General features: G+C 38.3%; 13 protein-coding genes. 9 read left to right on the plus strand and 4 right to left on the minus strand.

Annotated features, from left to right (window positions below):
- Positions 1–160: 160 nt before the first annotated feature.
- From PZE06_RS04000 to PZE06_RS04015, 4 genes are all read right to left on the minus strand, one after another.
- Positions 161–1,354 (minus strand): M20 family metallopeptidase, encoded by a 1,194-nt coding sequence (locus PZE06_RS04000; protein WP_151026078.1) that lies wholly within the window; start codon positions 1,352–1,354, stop codon positions 161–163.
- A 110-nt stretch (positions 1,355–1,464) separates the two neighbouring features.
- A complete protein-coding gene (locus PZE06_RS04005) occupies positions 1,465–1,938 on the minus strand; it encodes a hypothetical protein (protein WP_151026081.1) in 474 nt (157 codons plus the stop codon).
- A gap of 241 nt (positions 1,939–2,179) precedes the next feature.
- Positions 2,180–3,226, minus strand: a complete 1,047-nt coding sequence (locus PZE06_RS04010; protein ID WP_151026077.1) for a lactonase family protein — start codon at positions 3,224–3,226, stop codon at positions 2,180–2,182.
- Between the two features lie 221 nt (positions 3,227–3,447).
- Positions 3,448–4,845 (minus strand): hypothetical protein, encoded by a 1,398-nt coding sequence (locus PZE06_RS04015; protein ID WP_275791630.1) that lies wholly within the window; start codon positions 4,843–4,845, stop codon positions 3,448–3,450.
- A 247-nt stretch (positions 4,846–5,092) separates the two neighbouring features.
- On the opposite strand from PZE06_RS04015, the gene liaF reads away from it, so the two are divergent.
- The 9 genes from liaF to PZE06_RS04060 all read left to right on the plus strand — a co-directional run bounded on the left by liaF (position 5,093) and on the right by PZE06_RS04060 (position 16,674).
- Complete coding sequence (gene liaF, locus PZE06_RS04020) at positions 5,093–5,869, plus strand: cell wall-active antibiotics response protein LiaF (RefSeq protein ID WP_150914679.1); 777 nt, start codon at positions 5,093–5,095, stop codon at positions 5,867–5,869.
- 11 nt (positions 5,870–5,880) lie between these two features.
- Complete coding sequence (locus PZE06_RS04025) at positions 5,881–6,918, plus strand: sensor histidine kinase (RefSeq protein WP_150914678.1); 1,038 nt, start codon at positions 5,881–5,883, stop codon at positions 6,916–6,918.
- A gap of 3 nt (positions 6,919–6,921) precedes the next feature.
- A complete protein-coding gene (locus tag PZE06_RS04030; protein WP_150914677.1) occupies positions 6,922–7,554 on the plus strand; it encodes a response regulator in 633 nt (210 codons plus the stop codon).
- Between the two features lie 136 nt (positions 7,555–7,690).
- A complete protein-coding gene (locus tag PZE06_RS04035) occupies positions 7,691–9,442 on the plus strand; it encodes an ABC transporter ATP-binding protein (RefSeq protein ID WP_150914676.1) in 1,752 nt (583 codons plus the stop codon).
- Positions 9,423–11,237, plus strand: coding sequence for an ABC transporter ATP-binding protein (locus PZE06_RS04040; protein WP_150914675.1), 1,815 nt, complete (start codon positions 9,423–9,425; stop codon positions 11,235–11,237). Before PZE06_RS04035 ends, PZE06_RS04040 begins: the two co-directional genes overlap by 20 nt.
- A gap of 137 nt (positions 11,238–11,374) precedes the next feature.
- Entirely contained in the window at positions 11,375–12,421 is a 1,047-nt protein-coding gene (hemE, locus tag PZE06_RS04045; protein ID WP_150914674.1) for a uroporphyrinogen decarboxylase, read from the plus strand.
- An 83-nt stretch (positions 12,422–12,504) separates the two neighbouring features.
- Complete coding sequence (gene hemH / locus PZE06_RS04050; protein WP_150914673.1) at positions 12,505–13,434, plus strand: ferrochelatase; 930 nt, start codon at positions 12,505–12,507, stop codon at positions 13,432–13,434.
- Positions 13,435–13,679: 245 nt separating this feature from the next.
- Positions 13,680–15,092 (plus strand): protoporphyrinogen oxidase, encoded by a 1,413-nt coding sequence (gene hemY, locus PZE06_RS04055; RefSeq protein WP_150914672.1) that lies wholly within the window; start codon positions 13,680–13,682, stop codon positions 15,090–15,092.
- A gap of 346 nt (positions 15,093–15,438) precedes the next feature.
- The gene (locus tag PZE06_RS04060; protein ID WP_191963155.1) at positions 15,439–16,674 is read left to right on the plus strand and encodes an MDR family MFS transporter; all 1,236 of its coding nucleotides are present in this window, start codon (positions 15,439–15,441) and stop codon (positions 16,672–16,674) included.
- Positions 16,675–16,690: the final 16 nt, after the last annotated feature.

Genomic DNA, 16,690 nt, shown 5'->3' on the forward strand with positions numbered 1-16,690 from the left:
TGATCACGTTGAATGGAATTATGTTTCGAAAGCATCTTCATCACTCCAAGTATTGTTTCTACCTTTATTCTAAAACAAAAAAGACTGTAGGAAAACTCGATTTTCATCGAGTTTGTCTACAGTCTGAGAAGAGGCCTCTTTGGCCTCTTCTTCGATTTTATTATAATGAAACTTCTTCTTTCACTTGTTTATATGTGAGAGCAGCAGCTCCCAGTGCTTTTGCGGCTACTAATAGTGCTTTTTCATCAATATCAAATTTTGGATGATGATGTGGATAAGCAACAGTTACCCCTTCTGGTTTCGCTCCTGTAAAAAAGAACGTCCCTTTCACATGCTGTAAATAGTAGGCGAAATCTTCTCCGCCCATTTGTAGTTCGGCTTCTTCCACCGCTTGGACAGAAGGAACGTTTTTAACACAATCTACAAGGAAATCCGTTTCCTCCGCATGATTGACGACAGCAGGATAGCCTCTGTCATATTCATAGGAATAGTCGCAGTTAGCAGCAAGGCATGTTCCTTTTACAATACGTTCAATTTCATGTTCGATAAAGGAGCGAACCTCCTCATTAAATGTCCTTACGGTTCCAACAAGCTTCGCTTTATCAGCGATTACATTGAAGGCATTCTCAGCGACAAAGGAGCCAACAGAAATAACGGCAGAATCAATTGGATTCACTCTTCGACTAACAATTTGCTGTAAATTAAGAACGAGTTGAGAAGCAATGACTACTGAATCTTTCGTTCTGTGCGGTTGTGCCCCATGACCACCTTGTCCTTGAATATCGATCTCAAAGCGGTCTGCAGCAGCCATAATCGGACCGGTGCGGTATTGGATTTTTCCTGTCGGTTCACTCGCCCAAAGATGGGTTCCAAAAATGACATCAACTCCCTCTAAGCAACCGTCTTTAATCATGGAAATGGCTCCACCTGGTGCATACTCCTCCGCATGTTGATGAATCATTACATATGTACCTTCTAATTCATCTTTTAGCTCATGCAGTACTTTAGCAAGAACTAGTAATGTAGCTGTATGTCCATCGTGACCACAGGCGTGCATGACTCCGGGATTAAGCGATTTATACGGTACATCATTTTCTTCTTGTATTGGAAGGGCATCGAAATCTGCACGAAGGGCGATCGTTTGTCCTGGTTTGCCACCGTGTATTTTGGCAACAACGCCATTACCGCCAACATTTCCCCTTACTTCTATTCCTAAATTTTCATAAAAACTTTTAATGTAATTGGCTGTATTAACTTCTTGAAAAGATAGTTCTGGATTCTGATGTAAATAGCGTCTGATTGAAACCATTTCATCGTAATAGCCTTCTAGCTTTGAATATAACTTTTCGAGCATACTCAACACTCCTTATTATAAAAAAATTTAGTCTTTTTTGATAATTATAACAGAAGTTTGCAAAGAAGGCGTATGATTTATTTTGAGACACGAAAAAAAGAAAGTGATGTTTAACTCCCTTTTGAAATTCGCCATTTTTCAGACAGGTGTTGGATTACATACAGGATATACACTTTAAAGTGTAAGTAGTGAAAGAATTGTATACGATTTAATCGTTTTAGGTTGACAATTTTAAATTTTTTTAAGAGGTCCATAATGAAAAAGGCAAATATACCATTTGCAATGGCATTAAAGAGAACAAACTTTGCAAAACTGCCTCGAGATAATTTTAAGAACCACGTGGACAAAGGTATGTAAATACCAAGATCGAAGGGGAGTTCATCCCTGTAAAATTTCCGAGGTTTATCATAAAACCTCCACCATTTTTTATGATGTCCATACCAATGATTTAGCGTTTCAAAAATAGTAATCGTTATTCCTGAAAACGCATAACGCTTAAAATCACGTTTGCCAAAATACAATAACGATATCCATGGAATAACAGGGATAACTATATTGAAGATTTTATGTCTCGCTGAAGCCATGATCTTACACACCTCCATCACAAATAGTTCATTCTTTTTATGAAATAACCAGAGAATGACTAATTTACGCAAATGGAGTGAGGGCAATATTTTTGATGTTTCAAATAAAACTAAAAATGAGTGGCAAAAAGCTAAGTCTTCAGCCCCACTAGAAAAGCTAACTTAAAAGCTGATCACCAATTGAATATAGATCAAAAAAGGCAAGTGATGAAAAAATAAATCTTCATCACTTGCTCTACGATCATACGTGTAAAAACTTCACACAAACAGGATGTGGTACTTTAATATCGGATTGTAGTAGCGTTAGCTTACCCGTGTTTGGATTTCTAGTGAACAGCACTAGATTGCTGGATTCCTGATTTGAAGCAACGATAAATTTCTCTGATGGATCAATGGCAAAATCCCTTGGCCAGTTTCCTTCTGTAGCAATGTGCTCGACAAAAGTGAGCGTGTTCTTCGTTTCGTCGACTTTGAAAATTGCGATGCTATTATGGCCACGATTGCCGGCATAAACAAATTGTCCATCGGAAGAAATATGAATAGCGCTTCCTTGGTTATTATCACTAAAGTTTTCTGGCAGTGTTGAAATATATTGAACCTCGGTAAAACTGCCATCTTTTTCATTATAGCTCAGGCAAATAACTTCCGAGCTAAATTCTGTCATCACATAGGCATATTTTTGATTCGGATGAAAGACAATGTGGCGAGGGCCACTTCCAGCTTTTACAGATAGTTGATTTTTCTCTTGTAAGACTCCGTTTGAAACTTCATATGTATAAATTTTATCGCTTCCCAGTTCCACTGCAATTACATATTTTTCATCTGGAGTAAAAGCAGAATAATGGGTGTGTGGTTTTTCCTGACGAGGGTCTGGTCCTGAACCATGGTGCTTCACAATTGACGAGGCAGGAAGAATTGTTCCGTCGTCATTGACTAAGTAGGAATCGATCGTTCCTTTGTGATAATTAGCAGAAAAGATGTTTTTATTTTTCTTACCTACACTCACGTGACATGGAGGTGCACCATCTGCTAATACTCGATTTAAGTGGGTGAGATCGCCTGTATGTTGTTCAAGAGAGAAGGCTGCAACTCCACCAGCAGCTCCATCTTTTACAACTGAGTATACATACTGATTATCATTACTTACAGTTAAATAAGTTGGATTTTCCAACTCAGCTGCTAGGCGTACATCTGTGATTTTTTCCAGAGCTGTATCCAAGGTAAATGAATAAATTCCTTTACTATCCCCTTTTGTATAAGTACCAATAAAACCAGTATATTTTGTCATTATAAATTCCTCCATCGCCTTATTAATCGCATTCATATCTTTTCCTTATACGTTCATAACATACTGCTGTAACCACCATCAGTGTACTAAAACATCAATGATACGTACAGTGATTTGTATTATCCATCTTGTCAAGGGAATGGAGCAGTTATGAGCCTTGAAAAGCTTTACCCTATGTAAAGAAATCGGGTCCTAAAAAACTAAGGCCCCGACATTTCGTTTTAAATTAAAAACATGGCAACAATCGTTGTCACGAAAAGACCGATTGTTACAGGTAATAGGTTTCTTCTAGCTAGTTCAAATGGATCAACATTACAGATTGCAGCGGCGGGAATTAATGCCCAAGGTATAAGAGTACCTCCGCCAACCCAGATTGCGGCAATTTGCCCAAGAGCAGTTAAGGTTGCAGCGCCAGCACCGATCGAATGGGCAAAAAGAGTGGCGATTGAACCAGCCAGTGATATTCCTGAAAAGCCGGAGCCATCTAAGCCGGTAATGGCACCAACAATCGTTAATGTAATGGCTCCAACCTCTTTACTCAAAGGAACAACGGCTGCCAGCGCTATTCCTAAATCATTCACAATTCCTTGTGAATGGTTTGGCAAATATTCCCCAACGATGCTGTAAAAACCCGCGTCGCCTAAGTAGAAAAAAGCAGCAATAGGAATAACAGGGACAAAGACTTTAAAGCCAAATTGAAATCCTTCAATTAAAAATACTGTTGTTTTTTCTAACCCCTTATTTTTATGGCTGACGAGTGTTATGAGTAACAGAATCAATATTGCAGTTCCACCAACGAGAGCTGTTGCATCCCCACCAGTCAGATCAAGCATAACCATGGCTAAGACGTCTAAAAGAAATAGCAGCGGTACCAAAATGGCGAAAAAGCGTTTTTGAGTAATGGTTAGTAAGTTTTCTTTATTATTTTGAGGGTCCGGGTTTGAAAATATAGTGTTCTTGTCGATCCTTAATTTGCCACGCTCCATATCCCTTTTTAAGAAAAGAAAGGCAGCGATAGTGGTTGTCAGTCCCATGACCACGACTAGTGGGATACTCGCTTGAATGACTTCATTAACAGGCAACCCAGCTGCATCTGCTGTTAGCTTTGGCGCAGCTTGAATGATAAAGTCACCTGATAAGGCGATCCCGTGACCAAATAAATTCATAGCCATAGCTACACCTAAAGCGGGAAGTCCCACTCTTAAAGCTACTGGGAGAAGTACGGCACCTAAAAGGGCAACTGCCGGAGAGGGCCAAAAAAACCAAGAAATTATCATCATTAAAATCCCGATTGTCCAATAAGCTAGTGCCGGGGTTCGGATTAATTTAGCAAAAGGTGAGATCATTACGTCATTAATTCCTGTTGAGGTTAAGGTCTTACTCATTGCGACAATAATGGAAATAACAAGAATAGTGGATAGAAGCTCTGTAATTGCATAAATGAAACTTGTAAAAATACTGCTTACAGAGGCGCTTAAAGAACCGGTTGCGGTTATTGCGATAAGAAAGATACCGACAATACAAATGAAAGTTGTATCACGTCGCATGATCATAAAGCCAATGATGATAAATATGACCAAGACGTAAAGCCAATGTAGCGCTGTTAACTCAACGCCCATTTTCATTCCTCCTAAGTTAGGTTAAAAGGGTATTTGCCCTGTACGTGTTTACAGAATATGTTGGAAAAGAAAATGAGTGCGAAAAGGTGGACAATGTGAAAAGTTCCTCCGTCTCGAGACGGAGAAAAAACCATCAATTGATTGTTTCTATTTTTGAAAAAAATAGTAAACTAATAAACAAGTGAGATTATTTATTCACGGACAGAATAAATTACTCTCTATGGAACTAGAAAGAAAGGGGAATTTTGTGAAGCAGAAATCCATTAATCAAACTTTATTTGCATTATTTTTGCTAGCTTTAGGAATTGTTCTCCTGCTAATAAATATAGGTGTCATTTCTTTGGAAATGAAAGAACTATTTGTCGTTTTTTATCCCTTTTTCCTTTTTGTGATTGGATTGATCTTGTTTATTAGCAATTTATTGAGGAAGGAAAGAAAAAAATACACTTTCAGCCTATTGTTATTGTTATTTTCCTTTCTATTAATTTTGGACAGATTTGAAGTCATTGTTTTTAAATTTGCAGATGTTTGGAAGCTATGGCCGATATTGCTTATTTTAATGGCTTTATCACTCTTATTTAAAAAAAGTAAATTGCAGATTGATATTGATTTTTCTTCAAAGGAAACTGAGTTCAGTGGCAGCGATCAGCATGAGAAAAAGATAGTTAGTGGCTTGATTGGTGAAGTCAGTTATAAAGATAGCAATTGGGCGCTGGAACCGATGATGCTAAACAATTCAATTGGTGATTATTTTTTGGATTTAAGTAAGGCCTTTATTCCGGAGAGAGAAACTCCAATAATAATCAATGGGAGTATCGCGGATATAAAAATGATTATTCCTGAAAATATTCCGGTAAATATTACCGCTAATTCCAAAATAGGAGATGTGCGAATTTTTGATATAAAGGGAGATACATTGAATAGAAACGTCTTTTATAAGACTCAAGGTTATGATGAAGCGACGAGAAAATTAAAAATAACCATTAACGTTAAAATAGGTTCAATTCGAATCGATAAGGTATAGGAGCGAAAATTTTGAAAAAATTAAACAGCATCCGATATTGGTTTTTACAAAACTATTTGATGATGGCCTTTATCAGTACATTAATTCTATTTATTGGCTTTCAGTTATTATTGGTTAATCGTTCAGTAAAGCTAACGATTGAGAATACCTTTTGGTTTTCGATGATTGCTTTCATTGTGTTTTTATTTGTGGGCGCATATTTTGGCTATCGTTCAAGCTCTCTTTTAAAGGGGAGGTTAACGGATCTCCTCCTGTATGTTTCCTCTTTGAGAAGTGGTAATTTACCCGGACGTCTTGAAGTAAATGAAAATGATGAAATCGGAATGATTTCAGAGGAATTAAATCAACTGGCTGAGTTTTTCGAGGAACAAAAGCATTCGCTGCAAAGATTGGCTGATACGAAAACCTCTTTAGCGCAATCGGCACATGCTGCAGTGGTGATGGAGGAAAGGCAAAGACTGGCCCGTGATCTTCACGATGTCGTCAGTCAGCAGCTTTTTGCTTTAAGTATGATGTCTTCAGCAACATTGCGCCTATTTGAAATTGATCGTGAAAAAGCGAAGGAACAATTAGTAGAAATCTCAAAAATTGCTGCACATGCGCAAGGTGAGATGAGGGCATTGCTTCTCCATTTACGCCCGATTCAATTAAGTGATGATCGTCTGTGTGACGGGGTCATTAAGCTTATTCAAGATTTAAAAGGGAAAACGAATATAGAATTTCAAGCGAGTATTGATGAAATTGTTCATATATCGAAAGCGGCAGAAGAGCATTTGTTTCGCATAATTCAGGAGGCATTATCCAATGTTCTACGTCATGCTGAAGCGTCGAAAATCAGTATCTCATTAACCGAGGAAGAGCGTTATATTTATTTGTTTATCTCTGATAATGGCAAAGGTTTTAATCCGACAATTGAAAGGGTTGCTTCTTACGGTTTAAAAACGATGCGGGAAAGATGTGAAGAGGTAGGAGGAGTTTTCAATATTCGTTCTAAAGAGAGAGAAGGAACATATATCGATATTCGCATACCAACTACCAGGGGGGAATAACAAATGATTAAAGTAGCCGTCGTTGATGATCATGAAATGGTTAGAAAAGGAATTATCTCCTACTTAGTTACAGAGCCAGAAATTGACGTTGTAGGTGAAGCGAAAAGTGGAAATGAAGCGATAAAGCTAGTGCTTGAAACAAGACCTGAAGTTGTATTGATGGATTTATTAATGGAGGATGGCAATGGGATAGAGGCCACAAGGGAAATATTGCAGCATGAGCCGAATTGCAAAATTATTATCATCACTAGTTTTTATGATGATGAACAAGTTTTCCCGGCAATAGAGGCGGGGGCATTTAGTTATATGTTAAAAACAGCGACTGCTGATGAGGTAGTAAGAGCGATCCGTAAGGCAGTAGTAGGAGAGCCTATTATTGAGCCGAAGGTTGCGAACCGGATGATGAATCGCTTGCGGAAACAGGAGAAAAAACCTCATCATGATTTAACTGAAAGAGAGCTTGAGGTTCTGATGTGTATTGGCGAAGGGATGAATAATCAAGAAATTAGCACCGAGCTTTTTATTGGAATAAAAACGGTGAAAACGCATGTGAGTAATATTTTAAGCAAGCTGGATGTTGCTGACCGTACACAAGCCGCAGTTTATGCTAATCGTAATGGAGTGATAAAAAAATAAATAAGCACTAGGAAAATTAGGACATTGAAGCATGATCCCATCAGATGCATTCAATGTCCTAAATTGTTTTTCAAATAAATGAAGCTTATAATATATCCGTTGTATAATCTACTACGTCGTAAATGAGGCTAGTCAAATGCAAGCTTTTTTTAATCTATTAAAATACTTAAAACCATATCTTTTCTTTGCCGTCATTGGTCCCCTTTTTATGTGTATCGAGGTGGCGATGGATCTATTACAACCAATGATCATGCAGCATATTATCGATAATGGAATCGCTGAACAGAATCATTCTTATGTGTTCAAAATGAGTTTGCTTATGCTGATTGTAGCGGTAATTGGTTTAATTGGCGGGCTTGGCTGTTCCATTTACAGTACAAAAGCCGCTGTCAATTTTGCCACAGATATTCGTCAAGAACTTTTTAAGAAGATGGAACAGTTTTCTGCTAGGGATAAAGATCGTTTTGGCACTGGAAAGCTGATCACCATTGCGACGAATGACGTGACGTCTGTTCAAGCAGCGACGATGATGACATTAAGAATTCTTGTAAGAAGTCCTCTCTTATTTATTGGAAGTGTTGTTATCGTTTATGTTTCAGCAAGAGAGTTTTTTCCGATTTTACTTGTATTAATCCCAATACTGGCACTTGTTAATTGGTATTTTATGAAGCGGGCTGGGACACTTTTTCGTAAAGTTCAGGAAGCTGTTGATAAAATAAATACGAAGTTGCAGGAGAATCTTGCGGGAATTCACGTAATCAAAGCATTCGGCAGACTGAATTATGAGAAAAAGAGCTTTTCTCGTATTAATGATGAACTGACGAAATTGAATTTGTCAGCTAGTCAAATGATGATGGGGCTTATGCCGGTTATGCTGTTCCTTATTAATATTGGAATTGTTGCTGCTCTTTGGCTAGGTGCCATTAAGATTGATGAAGGAACGAGCAATGTAGGGGTAATCCTTGCTTTTATCAACTATTTGACGATTACTTTGAATGCGCTAATAGGCAGTAGCCATGTCCTGATGTCTATTTCGAGAGCGGTACCTTCAGCAGAACGAATTAAAGATGTACTTGATGTAGAGTTGGAGATCTCTAATTGCGAAAAGAATGCTCCTTCAACCATTAATGGAGCTATTGAATTTCGGAATGTCAAATTTAGCTACAGTAAAAATGGTGAATATGTCCTTCGAAACATTTCCTTTCAGGTAGAAGCTGGCGAAAAAGTTGGGATTATTGGAGCGATCGGCAGTGGTAAGTCAACTCTAGTGAAATTATTACCTCGCCTATATGACGTTGATTCAGGAGACATTTTCATTGATGGGAAGAGTATAAAAGATTATCCCCTTGAGCAGTTGCGAAAAGCAATTGGGTTTATCCCGCAAAAAGCAACCCTTTTTTCTGGAACAATATTGGAAAATTTACAGTACGGTAAAGAGGATGCTGATCTTAAAGAAATTGTTAACGCATCAAAGTCAGCCAATGCTTCAGAATTTATAGAGAAGCTTGAGCAGCGTTATGAGCAGCCGTTAACACAAGGAGGGAATAATCTTTCCGGTGGTCAAAGACAGAGATTATCAATAGCGAGGGCTTTAGTTCGAAAACCATCGATTTTAATTTTGGATGATTCGACTTCAGCGGTCGACGCATTATCAGAGAAAAAGATTTTGCATGCGTTGAATACAAACTTTATGACAGCGACAACATTTATAATCTCCTCGAAAATATCCTCTATTATGAGCACTGACCGAATTTTAGTTCTTGAGGATGGAAAAATAGTCGGTAACGGAACACATCATGAATTGCTGAAAGAAAATTCCGTTTATCAAGAAATTTATTATACACAGGGTGGAAGGGGGGAAGGCTTCCATGAAACAGCAAGCCACTAGTTATTCCCCTAGAGGTCAGACAGGAACAAGAGGAAAAATGAGAGGGCCAGTTGAAAAGGCAAAGGATAGTAAAGGGACTTTAAAGAGAATTTGGCAGTACATGAAGAATGAGAAGCTTTTTCTTTTCTTGGTTATTGTTCTTGTTATTGCCACAACCTTATTAGGATTAGTTGGCCCATATATGATCGGAATCATTATTGATCAATATATTATTGCCAAAAATATTGCCGGAACAATCAAAATGGTAAGCATTCTTGCGATTATTTACCTTGTTTTTTCGATATTTACGTGGCTTCAATCCTACTTCATGATCAACATCTCCCTGAAAACAATCCGAAAGCTAAGACAGGAGCTTTTTGAACAATTGCAAAGTTTGTCTTTAAGATTTTTTGATAAGAGAAGTCAAGGGGAGCTTATGAGTAGAGTCACCAACGATATCGACCAATTGAATAATGCTTTAAGTCAGAGCGTTATTCAAATAATGTCAACCCTATTAACGGTAGTAGGTGTTATCATCGCGATGGTTTCTCTCAATTGGATGATGGCATTGATTACTCTTTGTGTCATTCCGGTGATGTTTTTTTCAACCAAAAAAATGATTAAATATAGCAGTAGTAATTTTATTAAGAGACAGCGAGATTTAGGGGAGCTTAATGGAATTGTCGAAGAGTCGATTACAGGACTTGAGGTCATTCAGCTTTTCGGAAAAGAAGATAATGTTTTTAAAAAGTTTGCTAGTGTTAATGAACGACTCAGACAGTCCTCCGCAAAGGCTGAAATGGTATCTGGTTTTTTAGGTCCGGTCAATAACTTTATTAACAATCTTGGACTTGTTTTTATCATCGCATCTGGTGCTCTCTTAACTTTAAATAATTTGGCCACGGTTGGAATTATTGCTGCGTTTGTAACATATTCCCGGCAGTTTTTCCGTCCGATTAATCAAATCTCAAGTCTGTTCAATACATTCCAAGCAGCAATTGCTGGCGCCGAGAGGGCATTTGAAATTTTGGATGAAGTTCCTGAAATAAAAGAAAATGAAGCTGCGATTCCAGTTCGAAGCTTTCGTGGCGATGTCCAGTTTTCACATGTTTATTTCGGATATTTAAAAAAACAATTAATTCTCAAAGATATTTCCATTCATGCCAAGGCAGGACAAACAATCGCTATTGTCGGTCCAACGGGTTCAGGAAAAACAACAATTATAAACCTTCTAGCACGCTTTTATGATGCAGATGCTGGAAGTGTGATGATTGACGGACGAGATATTAAAGACTACCGCTTGAAGGATGTTCGTAAAAATATCGGTCTTGTCTTACAGGAAACGTTTTTATTTTCAGGTACGATAATGGAAAATATTCGCTACGGAAATTTACAGGCGAGTGATGAAGAAGTTATTCTTGCTGCGAAAACTGCTTCTGCCCACCAATTTATTAAACATTTACCGAATCGCTATGAAACCGTTCTATCCTCAGGTGGCACAAATTTGAGTCAAGGTCAAAAACAGTTGATCGCGATTGCCCGGGCGATTTTAGCAGATGCTAGTATTTTAATTTTAGATGAAGCAACTTCCAGTATTGACACGAAGACAGAGATTGAAATTCAAACTGGTTTAGCAAATTTAATGAAAGGTAGGACAAGCTTTGTCATTGCTCATCGACTTAAAACAATTGAGAATGCCGATGTCATATTGGTGATACAGAATGGAGAGATTATAGAAAGAGGCTCGCATCAGGAGTTAATGGCAGAGAAAGGCTTTTATTATGAGTCATATCGCAACCAATTTGAAATGCTATAACGATAAAAACGTCTATTTTTTGACAGTTCAATCACTAATGTATACAACTGTAGTAGAAAACGCTATATTAGAATGAGTATAAAATAGTCTATTCTCTTATTTTAGAATAGATAGTTTTGAAAGGTGGACTTCATTTCATGGTCAAAGAAATAAATGAAACATTTTTGAAAGCAGCAAGGGGAGAAAAGACAGACTATGTGCCAGTATGGTATATGAGGCAAGCAGGTCGTTCACAGCCTGAATATAGGGCAATCAAGGAAAAATATTCACTTTTTGAAATCACACATCAACCAGAGCTTTGTGCCTATGTAACAAGGCTTCCCGTTGAGCAATATGATGTGGATGCTGCTATTTTATATAAGGATATTATGACGCCGCTACCTGCGCTTGGGGTAGAGGTTGAAATCAAGTCAGGGGTTGGCCCAGTTATCGCAAATCCGATTCGTACTTTCGCGGATGTGGAGCAGCTTGGAGAAATTAATCCTGAAGCAGATGTTCCCTATGTATTAGATACGATTAAACTTTTGACGGAGGAGCAACTTTCCGTTCCGTTAATTGGCTTTGCCGGTGCACCATTTACATTAGCAAGCTATATGATCGAAGGGGGACCTTCGAAAAATTATAATAAAACGAAAGCCTTTATGTATTCTCAGCCGGATGCATGGTTTGCTTTAATGGACAAACTTGGCAGTGCGACGATTACATACGTAAAATCACAGATAAAGGCAGGAGCAAAAGCGATTCAAATTTTTGACTCTTGGGTTGGAGCATTAAATGTGGCAGATTACCGTACCTTTATCAAGCCTATCATGACTCGCATTTTTTCAGAGCTTCGCTCAGAGAATGTTCCGCTTATTATGTTCGGTGTTGGAGCAAGTCATCTTGCCCTTGAATGGCATGATTTACCGTTAGATGTTGTTGGATTGGATTGGCGTTTACCGATTGAAGAGGCTCGTAGGAAGGGAATTACGAAAACAGTACAAGGAAATTTAGATCCAGCAATCCTTCTTGCACCTTGGGAAGTGATTGAGGAAAGAGCAAAGGCAATTTTGGATCAAGGAATGAAGCAGCATGGGTTTATCTTTAATCTTGGACATGGAGTATTCCCGCAAGTGAATCCAGAAACATTAAAGAAGCTAACGACTTTTATACATGAGTATTCAGCTAGCAAGCTACACAAATAAGATAGGCATATAAGTTGATATATCAGTATAGTTTTTGGCAAGATAATGGCTTAGAGACGTAAACATGAGGTGAACAGATAAAAATGACAAAAAAACAAATGGGTCTGCTAGTAATGGCATACGGAACTCCATACAAAGAAGAAGATATTGAGCGCTACTATACGCATATTCGTCATGGGCGAAGGCCATCAGATGAAATGTTGGAAGATTTAAAAGGACGTTATGAAGCGATTGGAGGATTATCTCCATTAGCACAGACAACAAATGATCAGGCAGCAGCTCTTCAAAAACACTTAAATGAAATTCAAGATGAGCTAGAGTTTAAGCTCTACATCGGTTTAAAGCATATCGAGCCTTTCATTGAGGATGCTGTGAAGCAAATGCATGAGGATGGAATAACAGAGGCATTAAGTATTGTTTTGGCCCCCCACTTTTCAACTTTCAGCATTAAATCCTATAATGGACGTGCCAAGGAAGAGGCAGAGAAACTAGGTGGACTAACAATTCGATCAGTGGAAAGCTGGTATAAGGAGCCAAAATTCATACAATTTTGGATCGATAAGGTGAAGCAAGCGTTTAACAGCATGACTGAAGATGAACGAAATAATGCCGCTTTAATCGTTTCCGCACACAGCTTACCAGAAAAAATTCTGCAACTTGGTGATCCATATCCGAAACAGCTTCAGGAAACAGCAGATTTAATTGCTGAAGGGGCTGGTGTAAAAAATTATTATGTAGGTTGGCAAAGTGCTGGAAATACTCCAGAGCCATGGCTCGGACCTGATGTTCAGGATTTAACGAGGGAATTATACGAAGAACATCACTTCAAGGCATTTGTGTATACACCAGTTGGGTTTGTAGCTGAGCATTTAGAAGTCTTGTACGATAATGACTACGAATGTAAGGTGATTACAGACGAGCTTGGAGTAAGCTACTATCGCCCAGAAATGCCAAATACTGATCCATTATTTATTGACGCAATGGCTTCAGCAGTGCTTAAGTTAATTAATTAAAGGAGCGTTTTCCTTTGCAAATGATTTTGCTCTGACATGGTGAAATGAGCGTAATTTCCTCGTGTCGCATCATGTCAGCACAATCTTCCAACTTTTTAAAGTTACGGTTTTGCATTGGGGGTGAGCTCAGCAACAAACACTATTTAACAATAAAAACAGTCAACGATGATTGGTAAAAGAACTTTTTATGTGTCATTGATACAGCAAACTGAGTAATCTATCAAATGAAAAGAAGGCGATTTACTGTGTCAGAGAAAAAGAAAAGGGTTGTAATACTTGGGGGAGGTATTACGGGACTCACAACTGCTTTCTATTTACAGAAAGAAGCACGGGAGAAAAACTTACCACTAGAGGTTATTTTAGTTGAAGCATCACATCGATTAGGTGGGAAGATTCAAACGGTCGTGAAAGATGGATTTGTGATTGAAAGGGGTCCAGATTCATTTTTAGCTCGAAAGAAAAGTGCTTCAAGGCTTGCAGAGGAAGTAGGAATTGGGGATACACTCGTAAGCAATACTGCAGGAAAATCATATGTATTAGTGAAAGAACGGCTCCATCCAATGCCAGGCGGTTCCATTATGGGGATTCCAACGCAAATCGGACCATTTATTACAACTGGATTATTTTCTCTAACAGGAAAAATGCGGGCAGCGGCCGATTTTGTTATGCCTAAATCTGATCCTGCACAAGATCAATCGCTCGGACATTTTTTTAGACGAAGGCTAGGAGATGAAGTGGTGGAAAACTTAATTGAGCCATTATTGTCAGGGATTTATGCTGGTGATATTGATCAAATGAGTTTGATGTCCACATTTCCACAGTTTTATGAGGTAGAACAGAAGTATCGAAGCCTTGTCCTAGGGATGAAAAAGGCGACACCAGCTCCCAAGAAAAGCCCTCAGTCAAAAGGCAGTAAAAAAGGAATGTTCTTAACTCCTAAAGCTGGATTGCAAAGCTTTGTTGATGCGATTGAAGAGAGATTGGAGCCAGGAACGGTTTTAAAAGGGCAAAGAGTGGAAAAAGTAAAGAAAACCCAAACTGGTTATGAAATAAGCTTGAACAGCGGTGAGCTGTTGTTAGCGGATAGCATAGTCTCAACCGTACCGCATCAAGTATTACCGACAATATTTGCTGACTATTCATTTTTCAATGAATTTAAAAAGGTTCCGTCCACATCTGTTGCCAATGTCGCATTAGCTTTTCCAAAGGAAGCAATTGCCAACGATATTGATGGTACTGGCTTCGTCGTTTCCAGAAATAGCGATTATACGATTACTGCCTGTACTTGGGGACATAAAAAATGGCCGCATTCTTGCCCTAATGACAAAGTATTGTTGCGCTGCTTTGTTGGTCGTGCAGGTGATGAAACGATAGTAGAGCTGTCTGATGATGAGATTGTCAAAATTGTTCTTGAAGATATGAATAAAACGATGGACATTACAATGGAGCCTGAACTTGTTGTTGTATCGAGATGGAAGAACGCCATGCCTCAATATACTGTTGGACATAAAGAGCGGCTTGCGAAAGTGACTGAACAGGTGAAGCAGCAGCTACCAGGAGTCTTTATTGCCGGTGCTTCATTTGAAGGCTTAGGTCTTCCAGACTGCATTGATCAAGGAGAAGCCGCAGTCGAAAAAGTGTTGCAGTTTTTAAATTAGGCTTCGTTAAAACGATATTGTTGCACAAACAAATTTTGTTTTCTCCTCATTCATGGAATTGCAATCAATCAACATTGACATTTTATAAAGCCTGCTATTGATGGGGCTCATCGAAGAAGTATTTATTCTTTTCGAAAACAAAAAGACCAAATCCGCTGTAAAGGATTTGGTCTTTTTAAATAAGAGCAAATGTTCGTTTTTTGCTGCACTTAAATTAAAAATCGGGTGTCCTCGATTTTCATATTATTAGTATAACAAATTTTTAAATAACAGTCTATATTTTATCTGAAAATTCTTTTATATTGGAGGAACCTGGCCAGGAACGTAAAAAAGGAAGGTGAATCTTATGAAAGTGTTTCAGTGGGATTTAAACTTAAAGGTGCGATTGTTTGGAGAGGCGATTTTTAACCTTCTTTTTTGGATGTATTTCCCTTTCATAGCACTCTATTTTAGTACGGAATTAGGAAATTCTACCGCAGGAATGCTAATGACAATTCCTCCGCTTATCAGCTTGTTTGGAAGTCTCGTGGGAGGGAGTCTTGCTGATAGTATAGGGAGAAGACGTGTGATGCTAATGGGTTCATTTATTCAAGCATTGATGTTTATCCTATTTGCTCTTTCTATGTCTCCATGGCTTGATTATTTTGCTTTTATTGGTATTAGTATGGGTGGTGCGATTTATCGCCCACCAAGTGCAGCAATGGTAGCGGATTTAGTTCCTGAAGCGGAGCGACGTCAAGTCTTTGCCACTTTTACAACCGCCAAAAATATTGGGGCTGTTCTTGGACCAGCTCTTGGTGCGATATTATTCTTTCATTATCGTCATGAGCTTTTATGGACATGCTCAGCTGTATTGGGTATTTATACGCTAGTCATTTATTTTATTGTAAAGGAAACAAAACTTGATATTCAGAAGAAATCAAGACTTCGCTACATATTGAAGGCACAGTGGAGCGATTATCGGGAGATTCTTCGTGATAAAATATTCACCATATACATTTTGGCAGGTGTTTTTGCAGTTGTGACAATCATGCAGTTGGATCTCTATCTGCCGATCTATATAATAAATCATGTCCCCACACAAGTATTTATCGCTTGGAATGAATGGTCCCTTATTTTGACGAGTGAAGAAATTTTTGGTTGGATGCTTGGTTTGAACGGTCTCCTGTTTGTTTTATTTGTTCTGCCTGTTACAAAATGGCTGAAAAATCGTGATGAAAGAGATGTGTTTATTCTCTCTTCCTTTTTATCAGGAATAGGGATGCTTGCATTAGGGGGAAGTACAAATATTTGGTATTTATTTTTAATGACGATCGTTTTTACATTTGGGGAAATAGTCCGCTCACCGGTAATGGAGAGTTTTGTAAGCCGTTATGCACCACGGGAATCAATTGGTAAATATATAGGAGCGGACAGTTTGCAATATACGGTTGGTAGATTTCTAGCACCAGTAACTTTATTTTTATCTGAATGGCTTGCCCCAATTTGGATTTTAACCATTCTTTTTGCGTTCTCGTTGTTAAGTATTTTGCTCTATATTCACTTATTTAAAATGTTTTCTGTTGACAAATCAACTGAGTAGGGTAAAATAGCAATTG

It is taken from the genome of Robertmurraya sp. DFI.2.37 (assembly GCF_029211245.1).
GTDB lineage: Bacteria > Bacillota > Bacilli > Bacillales > Cytobacillaceae > Robertmurraya > Robertmurraya methanolica_A.

Excerpts from the sequence above, each read along its gene's own strand:
- hemH (WP_150914673.1), top strand. The coding sequence starts at position 12,505 with ATGACAAAAAAACAAATGGGTCTGCTAGTAATGGCATACGGAACTCCA.
- PZE06_RS04005 (WP_151026081.1), bottom strand. The coding sequence starts at position 1,938 with ATGGCTTCAGCGAGACATAAAATCTTCAATATAGTTATCCCTGTTATT.
- PZE06_RS04000 (WP_151026078.1), bottom strand. The coding sequence starts at position 1,354 with ATGCTCGAAAAGTTATATTCAAAGCTAGAAGGCTATTACGATGAAATG.
- PZE06_RS04030 (WP_150914677.1), top strand. The coding sequence starts at position 6,922 with ATGATTAAAGTAGCCGTCGTTGATGATCATGAAATGGTTAGAAAAGGA.
- hemE (WP_150914674.1), top strand. The coding sequence starts at position 11,375 with ATGGTCAAAGAAATAAATGAAACATTTTTGAAAGCAGCAAGGGGAGAA.
- PZE06_RS04060 (WP_191963155.1), top strand. The coding sequence starts at position 15,439 with ATGAAAGTGTTTCAGTGGGATTTAAACTTAAAGGTGCGATTGTTTGGA.
- PZE06_RS04040 (WP_150914675.1), top strand. The coding sequence starts at position 9,423 with ATGAAACAGCAAGCCACTAGTTATTCCCCTAGAGGTCAGACAGGAACA.
- PZE06_RS04015 (WP_275791630.1), bottom strand. The coding sequence starts at position 4,845 with ATGGGCGTTGAGTTAACAGCGCTACATTGGCTTTACGTCTTGGTCATA.
- PZE06_RS04010 (WP_151026077.1), bottom strand. The coding sequence starts at position 3,226 with ATGACAAAATATACTGGTTTTATTGGTACTTATACAAAAGGGGATAGT.
- PZE06_RS04035 (WP_150914676.1), top strand. The coding sequence starts at position 7,691 with ATGCAAGCTTTTTTTAATCTATTAAAATACTTAAAACCATATCTTTTC.